Below are 16032 nucleotides of genomic sequence, written 5' to 3'. Positions count from 1 at the left end.
GGGGCGGGCAGCATGCCGACAGCCAGTATGTCGCCGGCCCCGATGACGGGGCGGTGCCATAGGCTTAGGGCATGTTCAAGCAGCGCGTAGTTTTCGTCCACGGGGCCGGCAGTTTCGGCGCCGCGGCGTGGCCGAAGCAGCATGGCATGGCGCTGAGCTACGACGCCCTGTTCCTGCGCCGGCACGGCTTCGACGCCGTCGCCGAACCGCTGGAAACGGACTTCGCCGCGGACGCGGCGATTGTGCTGCGCGCCCTTGCCGACGACGGCCGCGGCGAGGCCGGCGGCCACGTGGTGGCGCATTCGCAGGGGGCCATCGCAGCGATGATGGCCGCCGTCGAACGTCCCGACCTGGTCCGGTCCCTGACCCTGGTGGAACCCGCCTGCTTCTCGCTGACCGCCGAACTGCCGGCGACGGCGGCGCACCGGGCGCTGATGCAGCCGCTCTTCGACGTCCGGCACCAGCTCGGCGACGAGGATTTCCACCGCGAGTTCGTGCGCCGGGTATTCGCCGCCCATGCCCCGGTCCGCGGAACCGTGGGCGCCCCCGCGGCCGACGACGGACGGGAACAGCGCCGCCTCCGCCTCCAGGCCCCGCCGTGGGACGCCCCGCTGCAGATCGTACCGGGCGTGCCCACCCTGGTCCTCACCGGCGGCTGGGAACCGCTGTATGAGGAAATCGCCGGCTACCTGAGGGAGACCGGCGCCCTGCACCGCACAGCCCCGGGCGGGCACCGGCCGCAGGATTCGAAGGAAGGCGACCGGGCCATCCGCTCGTTTATCGCCGACGTCAACCGCAGCCGGCACGCCCACGCGTCCTGACGTGCGCGGGCCGCGCATCAGGCTGGCGACGCCGGCGGACCTCGCAGTGCTGCCTGCCCTTGAGGCCGCGGCCGACCGGCTGCTCGAGGGGGTGCTCGGGTCCCGCCCGCTCCCCGCCCCCGAACCGCCGCCAGCGGTTGGACCGGTCCTCATTCTGGTGGCTGGAAACCCTCCCGTGGGGTTTGCCCGCATCGATGAAGTCGACGGGCAGGCCCACCTCGAACAAGTCTCGGTGCATCCTGACGCGGCCGGCCGGGGGATCGGCCGCTCCCTGGTTCAAGCAGCCCTCGACGCGGCCCGGCGGCGGGGCTATGAATCGATGACGCTGTGCACTTTTGAAGACGTTGCGTTCAACGCACCGTTTTACCGGAGCTGCGGCTTCGACGTCGTCGCGGAGCCCGGAGGTGCGCTGGCCGGACTGAGGCACCACGAGGCGCAGCTGGGGCTGGATGATTTGGGCCCACGGGTCGCCATGCGGAATAGGCTTTAGGCAATGAGCGGTGAAGGGCACCTCCGCCCGTTAGGAATAAATTGAAGCTTCAAGTAATTTACCTTACTGTAAGGTCGCCGAGGGTCGGCGGCCACAGGACCACCGGAGGGTTTCGATGACCGCAGAAGCCAGCACCCAGGATCTCCTTCCTGCCGAACTCACCATGGGCACCGTGATGCTCAAGGTCGGCGACATGAAGATGATGACCGATTACTACCAGCGCGCTCTCGGCCTCGACATCGTCGCCGAGCAGGACGGTGGACTCTACCTCGGGCGCCAGGCCAGGCCGCTGGTCCACCTGGCCCCGGCCCCCGGGCTGAACCTGCCCTCCCGCGGCGAGGCCGGTCTCTTCCACACGGCCCTGCTGTTCAACGACCAGCCTTCCCTGGCGGCGACCGTCGCCTCCGCGGCACAGTATGAGCCGCAGTCCTTCACCGGCAGCGCGGACCACCTTGTCAGCGAGGCCTTCTACTTCAACGACCCCGAGGGCAACGGTATCGAGCTCTACTGGGACCGGCCGCGCGAGGCCTGGTCCTGGGAGGGCAAGAACGTGGTGATGGACAGTCTTGCCCTGCCGCCGCAGCGCTACCTGGAGCAGCACCTCACCGAAGCATCGCTTGCCGGGCAGCGGGAGGCGGACGCCGGTGTCGGGCACGTCCATCTGCAGGTCGGCGATGTGCAGTCCGCGCGCGACTTCTACGTCGGCACTCTCGGCTTCGAGAAGACCGCCGGCTGGCACGGCCAGGCTCTTTTCGTCTCCGCCGGCGGTTACCACCACCACATGGCCATGAACGTCTGGAACAGCCGCGGCGCCGGACCGCGCCGCGACACGCTGGGTCTCGGCGAGGTGCTGATCGAAGTACCGTCCGGCGACGACGTCGGAGCCCTGGCGGACCGGCTCAGGACCGCCGGCGTCCAGTCGCACCACACCGGGGCTGAGCTGCGCTTTGAGGATCCGTGGCGCAACCGGATCCGCGTCGCCGTCCGCTAGCAGCTCCGGACGTTCCCGGACATGCCCGTTGCCGGCGGCCGTGCACCGGACATGCCCAACGTTCGGCTCCACTAATGAGCATGCCCATCCTTCGATGCCACGCAGGATGAGCATGCCCATCCTTGAGCCTGCCCGCTGAGCATGCCCATTCTCGAACCTTGCCGCTGGGCATGCCCATCCCGTGGTGCTGCGGCCGAGCATGCTCGTCTGGTGCGGGGCTGGTTCGAGGGACATGTCCGGTCGACGCACCGAGGAATGGACATAACCTGGCTATGTCCAATGCTCGGCGCCAGTGATGGACATGCCCGTTCCGATGCTCGGGCTCAGACGGGCATGACCATCGCTGGGGGTCGGGCGATGGGCATGTCCGTCCGTGGGCTTGCACCTGCGATGGGCATGCCCGTTCCGGCGGCCCGGGCTGAAGCGGCTAGGCTGAAGTGACGCCAAAACCGCGGCCGTGTGCCGCCTGACAGCTAAGGATGAGCTCATTGGGATTTACTGAAATCTTCGTGGCCACCCATGACGCCGCACTCAAGCGCGCCGCAGACCTCGACGGCGGAGCCGCAGCGGCACCCGGCGCCATCCGGATCGCGGACATCAGCGACTTCGAAATTGAGCGGCTGGGCGACCTGGCCGGCACCGCGGTGCACGCCGCGGGCGCCGACTATGAGCTCGCCATGGTGGACGTGGCCAGTGACTCGCTGCTGGGCGTTCCGGCCGCGATGGTCCGGGCCCTGGCAGACCTGCTCAGCTACGAGACCGAGGGGGAGGGTGACGTCCTCACCGAGGTCGCCGAAAGCTGGGCCGCTGAGGAAGACATGCCCTTCGGGGTGGACCAGGCTGCCCGCTACGTCCGCCAGCTCGCTGACCTCGCCGCCGGCGTCGACCCCGCAACCAAAGCCGGACTCTACGTCTGGACGTCCTGACACCGGGGCCCAAGGCGTCCAATCACCCCCGCCGCGGGTGTCAAGTCGAAATCCGCGCGGTGATCTGGCACAATGAACAGGTACTCGATCTGCGTGGCCCCTCTCTCCGCGTCCGGATCCTGTCCTTTAGAACCCCCTAGTACGGCCCGCCCCACGGGTGCAGAACGCCGGGCTCGACCCCGTTTCAGAAACAGGAGTGACCACAAAAGTGGCCGTAAAGATTCGCCTTAAGCGCTTCGGTAAGATGCGCGCACCGTACTACCGCATCGTCGTCATGGACGCACGCTCCAAGCGTGATGGCCGTGCCATCGAAGAGATCGGCAAGTACCACCCGACCGAAGAGCCCTCGTACATCGAGGTCGACACGGACCGTGCCCAGTACTGGCTCGGCGTCGGCGCACAGCCGTCCGAGCAGGTTGCCGCGATCCTGAAGATCACCGGTGACTGGCAGAAGTTCAAGGGTCTCCCGGGCCAGGAGGGCACCTTGAAGACCAAGGCTCCCAAGGAAGCCTTCGTCACCCCGGAAAAGGGTTCCGTGATCATCCCGGAAGCCATCACCAAGAAGGCCAAGAAGGACGACGCAGCCGAGGCTCCCGCCGACGCCGAAGCAGAGACCACCGAGGCTGAGTAAATTGCTGGCAGAAGCGCTCGAACACCTGGTCCGCGGGATTGTTGACAGCCCCGAGGACGTCAAGGTCTCTGCGAAGAACAACCGCCGCGGGGATACCCTCGAGGTGCGCGTTCATCAGGAAGACCTCGGACGGGTGATCGGACGCCAGGGCCGCACCGCACGCGCACTGCGCACCGTGGTGGCGGCACTGGCCGACGGCGAACCGGTCAGGGTCGACGTCGTCGACACCGACCGCCGCCGGTAGCGTAGCCAGCATTACTTGATCTTTAGTCCGGCCCCTCCACCAGCTTATGGTGGAGGGGCCGGACTGTTTTGCGCAGCAGAACGCCCCACACCCCCTAGATTTCAAGAGAACCCGAACAGAGGAACAGATGCAGCTTCAGGTGGCACGAATCGGCAAGCCCCACGGCATCCGCGGCGAAGTGACCGTCCAGGTGCTCACGGATGCGCCCGGTGACCGCTTTGTTCCCGGCACGCAGTTTGTGGTGGAACCGGCCTCGGCCGGGCCGCTGACCATGGAGAGCGCCCGCTGGAACAAGGACATCCTGCTGCTGGCCTTCGAGGAAGTGGAGACCCGCAACGATGCGGAGGCCCTCCGCGGCGCGAAGCTCTTCATCGAGACCGAGGAACTGGACGAGGACGACGACGAGGGCTGGTACGAGCACGAGCTCGTGGGCCTGGACGTCCGGGTCGGCGACGAGGTGGTCGGGAAGGTATCCGGGCTGCACACCATGCCCGTCCAGGACCTGCTGGTGGTGACCGACCAGACCGGCAAGGAAATCCTGATCCCGTTCGTGGAGCAGATCGTCCCCGAGGTCAACGTCGCCGACAAGTACGTCCTCGTCACCCCGCCGGCCGGTCTTTTCGAGGTCAACACCGACGCCGGCGCAACCCCGGACGACGGCGACGCCGACAATGCCGGCGCCTGCGACGGCGCTGCCGGTCCCGGCGCGGGGGGCCGCGCCTGACATGCGGATCGACGTCGTCAGCATCTTCCCCGAGTACCTGGCGCCGCTGGAGCTCTCCCTGATCGGGAAAGCGCGCCAGGACGGGCTGCTGGAACTCACCGTCCACGACCTCCGCGACTTCACCACGGACCGGCACCGCACGGTGGACGACACCCCGTACGGCGGCGGCGCCGGCATGGTCATGAAGCCGGAGCCCTGGGCCCAGGCCCTGACCGCCGTGGCCGAGGCCGGCGCGAAGGCGCCTGAACCGGGCACCGCCCGCAAGCCCGTGCTGATCGTGCCGTCCCCGGCGGGGGAGCGGTTCAGTCAGGCGATCGCCCACGAACTCGCGGAAGAGGACCAGTTGGTCTTTGCCTGCGGCCGCTACGAGGGCATCGATGAGCGCGTGCTGGAATGGGCCGCGGAGCACTTCACCGTGCGGCCCATGAGCCTCGGCGACTACGTGCTGAATGGCGGCGAGGTGGCCGTCCTGGCCATGGTCGAAGCCGTCGGCCGGCTGCTGCCCGGCGTCGTCGGCAACCCCGAATCGCTCGTGGAGGAATCCCACTCCGACGGCCTGCTGGAATACCCCGTGTACACCAAACCGTCCAGCTGGCGCGAACGTGAGGTGCCGGCGGTGCTGCTCAGCGGCAATCACGGCAAGATCGCGCAATGGCGCAGGCATGAACAGTACCGCCGCACCGCCGAGCGCCGCCCGGACCTGCTGGAGGCGTTCGACGCCGGGAAGCTACCCCGCGCGGACCGCACCGCTTTCGGGGACCTCGGGTACGACGTCGTCGACGGCCGGCTGAAGCGCCGCCCCGACGCGTGAGCCGCCGCCTCCACGGAGGCCAATTCACCAAAACGAACCGGTTTGTGGCAAAATTAGTCCTTGTGCCTGCTGGGTGCGAACCTGCCACAGGGGGAGCGTCACCAACAGTGCGGCACCCCGGCGCCGTCAAGTCCTGACGGAGCCGGAACGACAAAACTTTCGGCGGGAATTTCCGGTGCACTGCATTCGGGCTTGGCCGCCGTGACCCAACGTGAATGACCTGTGGCGTTCACCAGGAGTGGATCAATGCATATCCTCGATTCCGTAGACGCAGCCTCGCTGCGCACCGATGTTCCCGAGTTCCGCGCCGGTGACACCATCAAGGTGCACGTGAACATCATCGAAGGCAAGAACTCCCGCGTCCAGGTCTTCCAGGGCTTCGTCCTGGGCCGCCAGGGCGACGGCGTCCGCGAAACCTTCACCGTCCGCAAGGTCTCCTTCGGCGTCGGCGTGGAGCGTACCTTCCCGGTACACTCCCCGATCATCGACAAGATCGAGCTCGTCTCCAAGGGTGACGTGCGCCGCGCCAAGCTTTACTACATGCGTGCACTGCGCGGTAAGGCTGCGAAGATCAAGGAAAAGCGCGACTTCCAGACCGCCAAGTAAGTCCTCCGGACTTTCACAGCGGATCCATGGAGGGTCCAGGCATTCGCCCGGACCGTCTGCCACTGCGCCGTTCAACTGAGAAAAGCGTTAGAGGACACGGATCATGGAACAGACAAAACGCCGGCCCAGAAAACTGGGCTGGCGTTTTGTGCTTCTGGGCCTGGTCCTCGCCGTGGCCATCAGCGGACTGGTCCGCTCGCTATGGCTGGACGTCTATTTCATCCCCTCGGCGTCGATGGAGCCGCTGCTCCGCGACGGGGACAGGATCGTGGTATCCCGGACCGACTTCACGGTCGAACCGGTGCGCCGCGGCGACGTCGTGGTCTTCGACGGCCGCGGCTCCTTCGCCCCGCTGAACAGCGGCAAGGGCCCGGCCGCCGACTTCCTCGCCGCGGCGGGCCACTGGCTGGGCCTGACCGGCAGCGACACCACCTACGTCAAACGCGTTGTCGGGCTGCCCGGTGACCACGTGGTGTGCTGCGACGCGGACAGCCGTCTCACAGTCAACGGCCAGCCAGTTGAGGAACCCTATGTGTTTGGGGGCGACGTTCCGAGCCAGCTTAAGTTCAACGTGCTGGTTCCGGACGGCCGGCTCTGGCTGATGGGCGACCACCGCTCAAAGTCGGCCGATTCCCGCAGCCTGCTGGGGGCCCCCGGCGGCGGAATGGTACCGCTGGACCGTGTCATTGGCCGGCCGGTACAGATCCTCTGGCCGCTTGATAGATTTGCAGCAATACCGCGGCCCACCGTGGCCGCCACAACGATGAAGAACGGACAGTAGATGCCCGAGACCGGACCCCGGACACCTGATCAGGGGAACGACGAGCCCCGGGTGACCTCCTCGCCCATCCCGGGCGCCGACCACCCGACGACGCGGCTCCCGGCCGTGCCTCGGCCCGAGCACACCCCGGGCCGCGAACACGCCCCGGACCCGGTGTTGCCCGCGCGTGCCGCTGACGCAGCCCAGACGGGTCCGTCGCACGCGGGTCCGTCGTCGGGGAGGGCCCGGCGGGCGAAGGCCCGGGAAGGCCGCAGCCCCGCGTTCCTCTGGCTCAAGGAAGTCGCCACCGTGGTGGTGATCGCCGTCGTACTGTCCTTCCTGATCAAGACCTTCCTGTTCCGGGCGTTCTACATCCCGTCCGAGTCGATGATGAACACCCTGGACGTCAACGACCGGATCTTCGTCAACCTGCTGGTGCCGGAGCCGATGGCCATGGAGCGCGGCGACGTCGTCGTTTTCCGGGACACCAAGGGCTGGCTCGTGCCGACCGCTCAGAAGCCGGCCGGGCCGTTCACCGGCGTGCAGGACGCACTGACCTTTGTCGGCCTGCTGCCGGACAACTCCGAGCAGCACCTCGTCAAGCGCGTCATCGGTCTGCCCGGGGACCACGTTGTCTGCTGCGACGGCAGCGGCCGGATCAGCGTCAACGGTGCCCCGCTGGACGAGAAATACATCAACAGTGCCGAGGTCCCGCAGGTGCGCGACTTCGACGTCGTGGTGCCCGCCGGCAAGGTCTGGGTGATGGGCGACAACCGGAACCACTCCGCCGACTCCCGCGCCCACATGGAAAGCAACGGCGGCTTCATCGACGTGGCCGACATCGAGGGCAAAGCCGCCGTGATCGCCTGGCCGCTGAACCGGATCACGGCCCTGGACAACTACCCGGACGTCTTCCGCAGCGTCCCGGCCGCCGGGAAGTAAGGACAGCCGTGTCCGAAGCCCCCACTCTCGACTACGAGCGCCGGTTCCGGAGCTCCGGTGCCCGGCTGCTCGCCGGGATCGACGAGGTGGGCCGCGGCGCGCTGGCCGGACCGGTGAGCGTCGGGATCGCCGTCGTGGACCTGCACCAGCAGACGCTGCTCGCCGATGTGCGGGACAGCAAGCTGCTCAAGGTGGCGGACCGGGAGCGGCTGGAGCCGCTGGTGCGCAGCTGGAGCGTCGCTTCCGCGGTGGGGCACGCCTCCGCCGCGGAAATCGACGCGCTTGGCATCATCGCCGCGCTCCGGCTGGCCGGGAACCGCGCCTGGTCCGCGGTGCTGGCCGCCGGCGTGACGCCGGACGTGGTGCTGCTGGACGGCAGCCACAACTGGCTTTCGCCCGTCGCGCAGGCCTCGCTGTTCGACCCGGACCCCGACGACGCCCCGGAGCAGCCCGGCTGCGACGCGCCGGTCCACACCCTGGTCAAGGCGGACATGCAGTGCCTCAGTGTGGCCGCGGCCTCGGTGCTGGCCAAGGTCGAACGCGACCGCCGGATGGCCGCCCTGCACACCGAGTACCCGGCCTTCGGCTGGAACGAGAACAAGGGCTACGGCACCGCCGCGCACAAGGACGCGCTCCGCGCCGCCGGCCCCACGCCGTACCACCGGGTGAGCTGGCAGCTGCTCGGCGACTGAGCCGTGGCGCGCGCCCGGCGCCCGATGGTGCAAGATGGAACCATGAGTGCCGAGGACCTTGAAAACTATGAAACCGACATGGAGCTGCAGCTCTACCGCGAATACCGCGACGTCGTCGGGCTGTTCAGCTATGTGGTCGAGACCGAGCGGCGTTTCTACCTGGCCAACCACGTGGACCTGCAGGCGCGCAGCGCCGACGGCGAGGTCTACTTCGATCTGACCCTGCAGGACGCCTGGGTCTGGGACGTGTACCGCTCCGCCCGGTTCGTCAAGAGCGTCCGCGTCATCACCTTCAAGGACGTCAACGTAGAGGAACTCCCGCGCAACGAGGAGCTCGCCCTGCCCAAGGTGGAGGGCCTGGGGAACTGATTCCGGGCTATCTGGCGTCTGGGAATCCTGAGTTACCCACATAGCCAAAGTCTTGTCCGCGTCCTGGCCGCCCTGCGTTCCACGCTGGAGGCATGAGAGCTAAGGACGTGCTGGGCCGCCGCGGTGAGGAACTTGCCGCCGGCTTCCTCGAGGCCCAGGGCATGCGGATCGTGGACCGCAACTGGCGCTGCCCCGAGGGCGAGATCGACATTGTTGCGCTCGACGGCGACGCCCTGGTCATCGCCGAAGTCAAGACCCGCAAATCCCTCGCCTACGGGCACCCCTTCGAGGCCGTGGGCGTGGACAAGCTGGCCCGGCTGCACCGGCTGGCCTCCGCATGGTGCCGGGACCATGAACTGAGAATGCCGCTGCGCCGCGTGGACGTCATCGCCGTGCTCGACGACGGCACCGGCGGGCCGGCCATCGAACACCTCAAAGGGGTGGGGTAGATGGCGCTGGGACGCACGTATTCTGTCGCGCTGGTGGGGCTGAACGGCTACATCGTCGAGGTCGAGGCGGACATCGGCCAGACGTTGCCCGCCTTCGTCATCCTTGGCCTGCCGGATGCCTCGCTCAACGAGGCGAAGGAACGGATCCGCTCGGCGGCCCACAACTCCGGCATCCCGCTCAGCCGCCGCAAGATTACCGCGAACCTGATCCCGGCGTCCCTGCCCAAACGCGGGTCCGGTTTCGACCTGTCCATCGCCATGGCGGTGCTGCTGGCCGCCAACGACATCCGCCCCACCGGCCGGCAGGTCTTCATCGCGGAGCTTGGTCTGGACGGACGGCTACGGCCCGTCCGCGGCATCCTCCCGGCCGTGATGGCGGCTGTCCAGGCCGGCTATCCCGACGTGGTGGTGGCGCACGCCAACGCGGCCGAAGCCGAGCTTGTCCCCGGCGCCAGGGTCCGTGGCTATCGGACCCTGGCCCGGCTGGCCTTCGACTTCGGCGCCGACCCGCAGGACCTGGCACTGGACTTTGAGCCGGAGGACGAGGAGCCGGACGACGCCGGCGGAACTGCTGCGGCGCCCCTGGCGCCGGACATGTCCGATGTCTCGGGCCAGGGGGAGGGCCGCCGGGCACTGGAAGTGGCGGCCGCCGGGGCGCACCACGTGCTGCTGACCGGGCCGCCCGGAGCCGGCAAGACCATGCTCGCCGAGCGACTGCCCGGCCTGCTCCCGGACCTCGGCGACCGGGAAGCGATGGAAGTGACGGCCATCCATTCGCTCAGTTCCCTCACGTCCGCGTCCGTGACGCTGCTCCGCCGGCCGCCCTACGAAAACCCGCACCATACCGCGACCGCGGCCGCCATCATCGGCGGCGGCTCCGGGCTGCCCCGGCCGGGTGCGGCCTCCCGGGCGCACCGCGGCGTGCTGTTCCTGGACGAAGCCCCCGAGTACGAGCGCAGGGTCCTGGACGCGCTCCGGCAGCCGTTGGAAAGCGGTGAACTGGTCATCCACCGTTCGGCGGGCACGGCGGCCTACCCGGCCCGCTTCCAGCTGGTCCTTGCGGCCAACCCGTGCCCGTGCGGCAAAGCCTCCGGCAAGGGCGTGGATTGCACCTGCACCCCAATCATGCGGCGCCGCTACCTCGCCCGGCTGTCCGGGCCGCTGCTGGACCGGGTGGACATCCAGCTGGAGGTCGAACGCGTGGCACTGGCGGACTTCGGCCAGCCCCGCGCCGAAGAGGGAACCGCGGACATCGCCGCCCGGGTTCAAGCCGCCCGGGAGCGCCAACTGGAGCGGCTGCGTCCCCTCGGGCTGGAAACCAACTCGCAAGTCCCGGGACGGGTATTGCGCGATCCGCTGCGCCTGCCCGGACCGACCACGCGGATCCTCGACCACGCGCTGGAACGCGGGTCCCTGACGGCCCGGGGGTACGACCGCGTGCTCCGCCTGGCCTGGACCCTGACGGACCTCGACGGCCGCGACAGTCCCGACACGGACGACATCGGCCAGGCACTCGGACTCCGTCAGGCCACAGCGGCTGCGGCCTGACTACCACCCCTGCACAATCACCAGCATTTCCCGTAAGGAGAACCAAAGCGTGAAGGGAAAGCAGCACCATGACAGAGAATGAAAGGACGGCGCGGGCCGCGCTGTCCCGGCTCCTGGAACCCCAGGACGCCGCCGGCCTGGCCCTGGTCCGGGTCGCCGGGGCCGAGGATGCCCTGCGGATCGCCACCGGGCAGCTGGCGGCCGGCCCCGACCTGGAGCAGGAGCTGTCCAGTGTGCTCGAAGAGAACGGGGCAGGAGGCGGCTGGACCGGCCTGGGCATGGCCATGAAACGCTGGGCGCCGCGGGTTCCGGACCTTGCACCGGCACGAGACCTGGCCACCATGCAGCGGCTCGGCGGCCGTCTGCTGATCCCGGCGGATGACCTGTGGCCCCGCCAGCTGGCCGACCTGGGGCTGCAGGAACCGCTCTGCCTCTGGTGGCGCGGCGTGGAACAAGAACTGCCAGCGGTTCATAAAGCCATCGCGCTGGTCGGATCCCGGGACAGCACCGCCTACGGGTCCGCCGTCACCGGTGACCTGGCCTATGCGCTGGCGCAACGCGGCTTTACGATCATCTCCGGCGGCGCGTACGGCATCGACGCCCACGCCCACCGGGCCGCGTTGGCCGGCGCCACGGAAGGCCTGCCGACCATCGCCGTCATGGCCGGGGGCGTGGACCGGTTCTACCCCGCCGGGAACGAGGACCTGCTCCGGACCGTGGCCAACCAGGGCGCTGTGCTGGCCGAGGTCCCGCCGGGCTCGGCGCCCACGCGCTACCGTTTCCTGCAACGCAACAGGCTCATCGCAGCTCTTGCCGCCGTGACCGTAGTGGTGGAGGCGCGGTGGAGATCCGGTGCGCTCAACACCGCCCACCACGCCGAAACCCTGGGACGGGCCGTCGGGGCGGTTCCCGGGTCGGTCCACAGCGCCAACTCCGCCGGCTGCCACCGTCTGCTACGCGAAGGCGGCGCCGTGTGCGTCACGGACGCCGCCGAGATCGCGGAACTCGCCTCACCCAGCGGAGACTTCCTGCCGGAACCCGGGTCTGGCCGGGTGGAAGCCCACGACGGCCTCACCCTCGAGGACTTGATCCTCTTGGACGCCCTCCCGCTGCGGATCACGAGCACCGTGGAGAAGCTCGCCACGGTCGCCGGGCTGAGCCCTGAATCGGTCAGGGCGGGCCTCGGCCGGCTCGGACTGCTGGGCCTGGCCGAATCACGCCACGGCGGTTGGAAGCGCGCCTCCGCAGCCGGATGATGACGGTGGGCACGTTAGTGCGGCTCTGCGGCGGGGGCGGGCGGTGAATCGCTACGGCCCCGCCACAGCCACGCCCCGCGACGCGCCGCCGGGCTGCGCCGGTGCCGGACTAATTGCTGGGAGAGTTGGAGGGTGTCCTCCCCGCAACTTCCCGCAGCGCTCGCCGAGGCCGCCCACGGCTTCGGACGTTACCTGGAAGCGGAACGCGGCCGCTCGGCCCACACCGTGCGCGCCTATCTCGCCGACGTCGGCAGCCTGCTGGCTCATGCGGTCTCGGAAAATGCGGAGAACCTCGCTGATCTGGAACTCGGCACGCTGCGCCGCTGGCTCGGTGCCCAGAGCGAAGCGGGGATGTCCCGCGCCACGCTGGCCCGGCGTGCGGCCACAGCCCGGGCCTTCACCGCGTGGGCCGTCCGCGAGGAGCTCATCACGGCCGACCCGGCCCTGCGGCTCAAGGCACCGAAGCGGGAAAAGTCCCTGCCCGGCGTGCTTCAGCAGGGGCAGGTGCAGCGGCTTGTTGCAGGGGCCGAGTCGGCCGCGGCCGGGGGCGAGCCGTTGGCCGTGCGTAACCGCGCCATGCTGGAACTTTTATACGCCACCGGTGTCCGCGTCGGGGAGCTCTCCGGCCTCGACGTCGACGACCTCGACCCGGACCGGCGGACCCTGCGCGTGCTCGGCAAGGGCAACAAGGAACGGACGGTCCCGTACGGCCTCCCGGCGGCGCTCGCCGTCGACGACTGGCTGCGCCGCGGACGCCCGGCCCTGGCCGCGGCCGAATCGGGACCCGCGCTCTTCCTCGGCGCGCGCGGCAAGCGGGTGGACCAGCGGCAGGTCCGCAGCGTCGTGAATGGCTTGCTGGACGGGCTGGGGGACACCTCGGCGACCGGCCCGCACGCGCTGCGGCACTCGGCGGCGACGCACCTGCTCGACGGCGGGGCGGACCTGCGGGCCGTGCAGGAAATCCTCGGCCACAGCAGCCTGGCGACCACCCAGATCTACACCCACGTCTCGGTCGACAGGCTCCGGCAAAGCTACCAGCAGGCCCACCCGCGCGCCTGATGGCCGCCCGGACCCCGTCTGTCCACCCCTCCGCTGGCCAAAACGGCGCGCCGGAAACGACGCGCGGAATTGCACTGGCGTAATTAGGCGGGGTACGGCAGAATAAGACTCACGCCCGGCAACTTTCAAGTGGTGCTTGAAGCTCTTGAGCATCGTTCCACCACCTGAGGTCCGGACCTATTTTTTGCACCATGTGGTTTCAAAGAAACTGAATAGTCTGGCAGGGGCAACCGCCCCGCACGCGGATTCACGCAGCAGACAGGCATCCAGGCAGAGGTCGTTGGGGAAGACGTACCTATAGCTATGGAGGATGGAATGTCTGTTGCACTAACCCGCGGTGTCCTGTTCGTTCACTCGGCCCCGACAGCCCTGTGCCCCCACGTTGAGTGGGCCATTGGGTCTGTCGTGGACAAGCGGACGGATCTTGAGTGGACTGCCCAGCCCGCCGCGCCCGGAATGTTCCGGGCCGAGCTGTCGTGGACCGGAACGCCGGGCACGGGGGCTCAATTGGCGTCTGCTCTCCGCGGCTGGGCGCACCTGCGCTACGAGGTCACCGAGGAGCCCAGCCAGGGCGTCGACGGCGGCCGCTGGTCGCACACCCCCGAGCTTGGCATCTTCCACGCCGTCACGGACGTGCACGGCAACATCATGGTCTCCGAGGACCGCATCCGCTACGCCTACGAATCCGGCGCCGGCGACCCCTCCGCGGTCTACCACGAGCTCTCCCTGGCCCTTGGCGAGGCCTGGGACGAGGAACTCGAACCCTTCCGGCACGCCGCCGAAGGCGCCCCCGTGCGCTGGCTCCACCAGGTCGGCTAAGCGTCCGCCGCTTAACCTCCAGCGCACTACCCTGCACTAAACACTCCATAGCAACGCCAAACGACAGATGGCGGCAATGTTCACGAGGAACATTGCCGCCATCTGTCGTTTTGGCGTCCGGACCCGAAGGCCCAGGGCCAAGCGACTTAGATGCTGCGAACGGCGATCACGGCGTTGTGGCCGCCGAAGCCGAAGGAGTTGCTCAGCGCCACGATGCTGCCGCCGGGCAGGGCCCGCTCGGAGGTGACGACGTCGAGCGGGATCTCGGGATCCTGGTTCTCGAGGTTGATGGTCACCGGCGCCTTGCGCTCGTACACGGCAAGCACGGTCAGCACGGCCTCCACCGCACCGGAGGCGCCCAGCAGGTGCCCCATCTGCGACTTCGTGGCCGAGACCGCGACGTCATCCACGTGCTTGCCGAGGGCGGCCTTAAGGGCCGTGTACTCGGGCTTGTCGCCGACCGGAGTGGACGTCGCGTGCGCGTTGACGTGCACCACGTCCTCGGCCTGGATCCGCCCGTCGAACATGGCAGCCTTCAGCGCACGGGTGGCGCCGAGGCCCTCCGGGTCCGGGGCGGTGATGTGGTAGGCGTCGGCGGTCACCGAGGTGCCGGCGAGCTCGGCGTAGATCCGGGCGCCGCGGGCGATCGCGTGCTCCTCGGCCTCGAGGACCAGGGCACCGGCGCCCTCACCCATGACGAAGCCGTCACGGTCGCGGTCGTAGGGGCGCGAGGCGTGCTCGGGATCGTCGTTGCGGCGGGAGAGCGCCTGCATCGAGGAGAAGGCGGCGATCGGCATCGGGTGGATGGCCGCTTCGGCGCCGCCGCAGACGACGACGTCGGCCTTCCCGGAGCGGATCAGGTCCAGTCCCATGTGCACGGCTTCGGTACCGGACGCGCAGGCGGAGACGGGGGTGTGGGCGCCGGCGCGGGCACCCAGGTCCAGGCTGACCGCGGCCGCGACGCCGTTGGGCATCAGCATCGGCACGGTCATCGGCAGGACGCGGCGCGGGCCCTTTTCACGCAGGGTGTCCCAGGCGTCCAGCAGCGTCCAGACGCCGCCGATGCCGGTCGCGAAGGCGACGGCGAGGCGGTCGTGGTCGACCTCGGTGATGTTGGCGTCGGCCCAGGCCTCGCGGGCGGCGATGACGCCGAACTGCGTGGACGGGTCCATGCGTTTGGCCTCGACCCGGCTCAGGACTTCGAGGGCGGGGGTGGAGGCGCGTGCCGCGAAGTGCACGGGCAGTTCGTACTTGGCTACCCAGTCGTCCTCAAGCGTGTGCGCTCCGGAGACGCCCTTCAGCGCGTTCTTCCACATCGTGGGGACATCGCCGCCAATGGGTGTGGTGGCACCCAGACCGGTAATGACTACTTTGCGTGCCATGGGATCACTCTTTCGTCGGTGCGCCTGCCGTGTCCGGAACCCGGTGAGGGGAGGCCGGGGCGTGCGTGGGGAAAACTTGGTGGTCATGCTGAAGAGAGCTCAGCGGTCATGCAAGAAAGGCGTCCAGCGGTGGGTTCCGGTCCGGGGCCGCTGGAGCGCCCCGGACCGGCCACAGCTCCGGCCCGTGGGGCCGGAACCAAGGCTCAGGCGGAATTAGGCCTGGGCGCTGGCGATGAAGCTGACGGCGTCGCCGACGGTTTTGAGGTTCTTGACCTCTTCGTCCGGGATGCGCACGCCGAACTTTTCCTCGGCGTTGACGACGATGGTCATCATGGAGATGGAGTCGATGTCCAGGTCCTCGGTGAAGGACTTGTCCATTTCGACAGCCTCGGGGGCCAGGCCGGTCTCTTCGTTGACGATTTCAGCCAGGCCGGCCAGGATTTCTTCGTTGCTAGCCATTGATGGCTCCTTTTCTTGTTGGTGCCGTCCGCTTCCGGTGGTTGTGCCGGGAG

Annotated in this window: 20 protein-coding genes; 18 read left to right on the top strand and 2 right to left on the bottom strand. The window is 68.7% G+C overall.

Annotated elements, in window-relative coordinates; all coding sequences use genetic code 11:
• Positions 1-71 precede the first annotated feature (71 nt).
• The 18 genes from ABLI39_RS00945 (at position 72) to ABLI39_RS00860 (ending at position 14138) form a co-directional block, all read left to right on the top strand.
• Positions 72-821 (top strand): alpha/beta fold hydrolase, encoded by a 750-nt coding sequence (locus tag ABLI39_RS00945; protein ID WP_349411463.1) that lies wholly within the window; start codon positions 72-74, stop codon positions 819-821.
• Position 822: 1 nt separating this feature from the next.
• Entirely contained in the window at positions 823-1311 is a 489-nt protein-coding gene (locus tag ABLI39_RS00940) for a GNAT family N-acetyltransferase (protein WP_349411462.1), read from the top strand.
• 115 nt (positions 1312-1426) lie between these two features.
• Positions 1427-2302 (top strand): VOC family protein, encoded by an 876-nt coding sequence (locus ABLI39_RS00935; protein WP_349411461.1) that lies wholly within the window; start codon positions 1427-1429, stop codon positions 2300-2302.
• A 488-nt stretch (positions 2303-2790) separates the two neighbouring features.
• Positions 2791-3228, top strand: coding sequence for a hypothetical protein (locus tag ABLI39_RS00930; RefSeq protein ID WP_349411460.1), 438 nt, complete (start codon positions 2791-2793; stop codon positions 3226-3228).
• A gap of 208 nt (positions 3229-3436) precedes the next feature.
• Positions 3437-3859 carry a 30S ribosomal protein S16 gene (gene rpsP / locus ABLI39_RS00925; RefSeq protein WP_138769023.1) on the top strand — a complete coding sequence of 141 codons (423 nt, stop codon included), beginning with the start codon at positions 3437-3439 and terminating at the stop codon, positions 3857-3859.
• A 1-nt stretch (position 3860) separates the two neighbouring features.
• A complete protein-coding gene (locus ABLI39_RS00920; RefSeq protein WP_349411459.1) occupies positions 3861-4103 on the top strand; it encodes an RNA-binding protein in 243 nt (80 codons plus the stop codon).
• 127 nt (positions 4104-4230) lie between these two features.
• Entirely contained in the window at positions 4231-4827 is a 597-nt protein-coding gene (gene rimM, locus ABLI39_RS00915) for a ribosome maturation factor RimM (RefSeq protein WP_349411457.1), read from the top strand.
• 1 nt (position 4828) lies between these two features.
• A complete protein-coding gene (gene trmD, locus ABLI39_RS00910) occupies positions 4829-5638 on the top strand; it encodes a tRNA (guanosine(37)-N1)-methyltransferase TrmD (protein ID WP_349411455.1) in 810 nt (269 codons plus the stop codon).
• 246 nt (positions 5639-5884) lie between these two features.
• On the top strand, positions 5885-6244 hold the full coding sequence (gene rplS, locus ABLI39_RS00905) for a 50S ribosomal protein L19 (protein WP_146337296.1): 360 nt from the start codon (positions 5885-5887) through the stop codon (positions 6242-6244).
• 103 nt (positions 6245-6347) lie between these two features.
• Complete coding sequence (lepB, locus tag ABLI39_RS00900; RefSeq protein WP_349411453.1) at positions 6348-7025, top strand: signal peptidase I; 678 nt, start codon at positions 6348-6350, stop codon at positions 7023-7025.
• Entirely contained in the window at positions 7026-7946 is a 921-nt protein-coding gene (gene lepB / locus ABLI39_RS00895; RefSeq protein ID WP_349411451.1) for a signal peptidase I, read from the top strand.
• Between the two features lie 8 nt (positions 7947-7954).
• On the top strand, positions 7955-8638 hold the full coding sequence (gene rnhB, locus ABLI39_RS00890; protein WP_349411449.1) for a ribonuclease HII: 684 nt from the start codon (positions 7955-7957) through the stop codon (positions 8636-8638).
• Between the two features lie 42 nt (positions 8639-8680).
• Positions 8681-9007 carry a DUF2469 domain-containing protein gene (locus ABLI39_RS00885; protein ID WP_349411448.1) on the top strand — a complete coding sequence of 109 codons (327 nt, stop codon included), beginning with the start codon at positions 8681-8683 and terminating at the stop codon, positions 9005-9007.
• 92 nt (positions 9008-9099) lie between these two features.
• Entirely contained in the window at positions 9100-9456 is a 357-nt protein-coding gene (locus tag ABLI39_RS00880) for a YraN family protein (RefSeq protein WP_349411446.1), read from the top strand.
• Positions 9457-11004, top strand: a complete 1548-nt coding sequence (locus ABLI39_RS00875) for a YifB family Mg chelatase-like AAA ATPase (protein WP_349411445.1) — start codon at positions 9457-9459, stop codon at positions 11002-11004. It begins immediately after the preceding gene.
• Positions 11005-11072: 68 nt separating this feature from the next.
• Positions 11073-12260, top strand: a complete 1188-nt coding sequence (dprA, locus tag ABLI39_RS00870) for a DNA-processing protein DprA (RefSeq protein ID WP_349411444.1) — start codon at positions 11073-11075, stop codon at positions 12258-12260.
• A 132-nt stretch (positions 12261-12392) separates the two neighbouring features.
• Complete coding sequence (locus tag ABLI39_RS00865) at positions 12393-13319, top strand: tyrosine recombinase XerC (RefSeq protein WP_349411443.1); 927 nt, start codon at positions 12393-12395, stop codon at positions 13317-13319.
• A gap of 315 nt (positions 13320-13634) precedes the next feature.
• Positions 13635-14138 carry a DUF3145 domain-containing protein gene (locus tag ABLI39_RS00860; RefSeq protein WP_136322385.1) on the top strand — a complete coding sequence of 168 codons (504 nt, stop codon included), beginning with the start codon at positions 13635-13637 and terminating at the stop codon, positions 14136-14138.
• A gap of 146 nt (positions 14139-14284) precedes the next feature.
• Here the strand turns inward: ABLI39_RS00860 and fabF are convergent, their stop codons facing one another.
• Together fabF and ABLI39_RS00850 are read right to left on the bottom strand one after the other, a co-directional pair.
• On the bottom strand, positions 14285-15520 hold the full coding sequence (gene fabF, locus ABLI39_RS00855) for a beta-ketoacyl-ACP synthase II (protein WP_349411442.1): 1236 nt from the start codon (positions 15518-15520) through the stop codon (positions 14285-14287).
• Between the two features lie 213 nt (positions 15521-15733).
• Positions 15734-15979 carry an acyl carrier protein gene (locus tag ABLI39_RS00850; RefSeq protein ID WP_138769033.1) on the bottom strand — a complete coding sequence of 82 codons (246 nt, stop codon included), beginning with the start codon at positions 15977-15979 and terminating at the stop codon, positions 15734-15736.
• Positions 15980-16032: the final 53 nt, after the last annotated feature.

It is taken from the genome of Pseudarthrobacter sp. B907 (assembly GCF_040137805.1).
In the GTDB taxonomy this organism is placed as follows: domain Bacteria; phylum Actinomycetota; class Actinomycetes; order Actinomycetales; family Micrococcaceae; genus Arthrobacter.
This window is presented reverse-complemented; position numbering and strand designations above follow the sequence as displayed.

Excerpts from the sequence above, each read along its gene's own strand:
- ABLI39_RS00945 (WP_349411463.1), top strand. The coding sequence starts at position 72 with ATGTTCAAGCAGCGCGTAGTTTTCGTCCACGGGGCCGGCAGTTTCGGC.
- ABLI39_RS00935 (WP_349411461.1), top strand. The coding sequence starts at position 1,427 with ATGACCGCAGAAGCCAGCACCCAGGATCTCCTTCCTGCCGAACTCACC.
- rimM (WP_349411457.1), top strand. The coding sequence starts at position 4,231 with ATGCAGCTTCAGGTGGCACGAATCGGCAAGCCCCACGGCATCCGCGGC.
- trmD (WP_349411455.1), top strand. The coding sequence starts at position 4,829 with ATGCGGATCGACGTCGTCAGCATCTTCCCCGAGTACCTGGCGCCGCTG.
- rplS (WP_146337296.1), top strand. The coding sequence starts at position 5,885 with ATGCATATCCTCGATTCCGTAGACGCAGCCTCGCTGCGCACCGATGTT.
- lepB (WP_349411453.1), top strand. The coding sequence starts at position 6,348 with ATGGAACAGACAAAACGCCGGCCCAGAAAACTGGGCTGGCGTTTTGTG.
- lepB (WP_349411451.1), top strand. The coding sequence starts at position 7,026 with ATGCCCGAGACCGGACCCCGGACACCTGATCAGGGGAACGACGAGCCC.
- ABLI39_RS00885 (WP_349411448.1), top strand. The coding sequence starts at position 8,681 with ATGAGTGCCGAGGACCTTGAAAACTATGAAACCGACATGGAGCTGCAG.
- ABLI39_RS00880 (WP_349411446.1), top strand. The coding sequence starts at position 9,100 with ATGAGAGCTAAGGACGTGCTGGGCCGCCGCGGTGAGGAACTTGCCGCC.
- ABLI39_RS00875 (WP_349411445.1), top strand. The coding sequence starts at position 9,457 with ATGGCGCTGGGACGCACGTATTCTGTCGCGCTGGTGGGGCTGAACGGC.
- dprA (WP_349411444.1), top strand. The coding sequence starts at position 11,073 with ATGACAGAGAATGAAAGGACGGCGCGGGCCGCGCTGTCCCGGCTCCTG.
- ABLI39_RS00860 (WP_136322385.1), top strand. The coding sequence starts at position 13,635 with ATGTCTGTTGCACTAACCCGCGGTGTCCTGTTCGTTCACTCGGCCCCG.
- fabF (WP_349411442.1), bottom strand. The coding sequence starts at position 15,520 with ATGGCACGCAAAGTAGTCATTACCGGTCTGGGTGCCACCACACCCATT.
- ABLI39_RS00850 (WP_138769033.1), bottom strand. The coding sequence starts at position 15,979 with ATGGCTAGCAACGAAGAAATCCTGGCCGGCCTGGCTGAAATCGTCAAC.